Genomic DNA, 1,298 nt, shown 5'->3' with positions numbered 1-1,298 from the left:
TGCTGGATTCCTCAAAGGGTGTACACATATTGGCGCCGCCGTTGCCGAGTTGGCGGTGCTGGTCTGCCCCAGATCCAGGGCTTTGCACGAGCGTTGAGTTGGTTGGTCGCCAGGGTTGTGGCCTGGTCAATGTCGTGGTGATTGGCGAAGGACTGCCCGGTGAGGGCAGCTTTGCGGAAGATGCGCCACCAGCCTTCCTGCAGGTTGAGCCAGCATGCACCGACGGGGATGAAGGCGTGGTGGATGCGGGGATGGTCCTCCAGCCAGGTGCGTGTGGACACGCTGTTGTGGGAGGACAGGTTGTCGGTGACGACCCAGATCTCCCTGCCGGGGTTGGCGTCTTCGACCTGTTGCAGAAACTGCTGGTAGAAGACGCTGTTGCGGGAGGACGCGGTCATGGTGATCTGTTGTCCGTCCCGGATCCGTAGGCCTCCGTAGACCCAGGTTTTCTCCGGTCCGCGGCTGTAGTCGAGTTCCGCTTTGATCCGGTGTCCGTTCGGTGACCAGCCGGGTGCGGGCGGGAAGGTCCGCGGGATCACCGGCCCCAGCTCGTCGGCGCAGATCACCGTGGCGCCGTCGGGCGGGTGGGTGTAGAGGTCGATGATCCGTGTCCTTTTGGGACGAAGTCCGGGTCCTTGGACCGCATCCATGACCGGGTACGGCGCCAGCGCACGCCCTCGGCGAGCAGGATGCGGCGGACCTGCGAGCGACCTACCTCGATCCCCGCCGCCCGCGCTGCCGCGGCCAGGGAATCCAGGGTCCACTCCACCGGACCGGACTCGTCAAAAGCCCACAACTCCCCGACGGGCTCCCAGCGCAGCCGCCCCGGCGGCACGGACTTGACCAGGGCGATGATTTGGGAGGAGCGTTCCTCCTCGGTGACCCGCCGCTTGCGGCCCTGCCCACCCAGATCATCCAGTCCTTGCAACCCAGACCGGTTGAACCGGTGCAGCCAGCAGCGGACCGTCTTCTGACTGCAGCCCAGCTCAACGGCGATCGCCGGCACCCGCAGCCCCGACCAGCTCAGCTCGATCATCCGGGCCCGCATCACCGCATCACGCGGGGCCTTCCGCGCCCGCGCCAACCGGCGAACCACACTCCGTTCGCCCTCATCACACCCCGGCCGTGCCCGCAAAACCATCGTCCAACACCCGCCCCCGAGCAGCGTCAACTACCCCTCCACCAAGGTATCCACCCAACGAAAGAGGAATCCAGCACTAATAGGACTCCGTTAGGTCTGTCTCTGTCTCGGTCTTGGTGTTCGCGTGGCCAGGGGCTGATGGCAGGTGGTGCAGATG

The 1,298-nt window shown here is 65.6% G+C and carries 2 protein-coding genes; both read right to left on the bottom strand.

Going from position 1 to position 1,298, the window contains the following annotated elements:
- Positions 1-11: 11 nt before the first annotated feature.
- Entirely contained in the window at positions 12-566 is a 555-nt protein-coding gene (locus tag AC5P1C_RS43710) for a transposase (protein ID WP_493871579.1), read from the bottom strand.
- A complete protein-coding gene (locus tag AC5P1C_RS43705; protein ID WP_493871580.1) occupies positions 563-1,141 on the bottom strand; it encodes a helix-turn-helix domain-containing protein in 579 nt (192 codons plus the stop codon). The genes AC5P1C_RS43710 and AC5P1C_RS43705 overlap by 4 nt, the downstream gene beginning before the upstream one ends.
- Positions 1,142-1,298 lie beyond the last annotated feature (157 nt).

The organism is Streptomyces sp. A18, assembly GCF_059026065.1.
The sequence above is the reverse complement of the archived record's forward strand: the minus strand, read 5'-3'. Positions and strand labels throughout refer to the sequence as shown.

Excerpts from the sequence above, each read along its gene's own strand:
- AC5P1C_RS43705 (WP_493871580.1), bottom strand. The coding sequence starts at position 1,141 with ATGGTTTTGCGGGCACGGCCGGGGTGTGATGAGGGCGAACGGAGTGTG.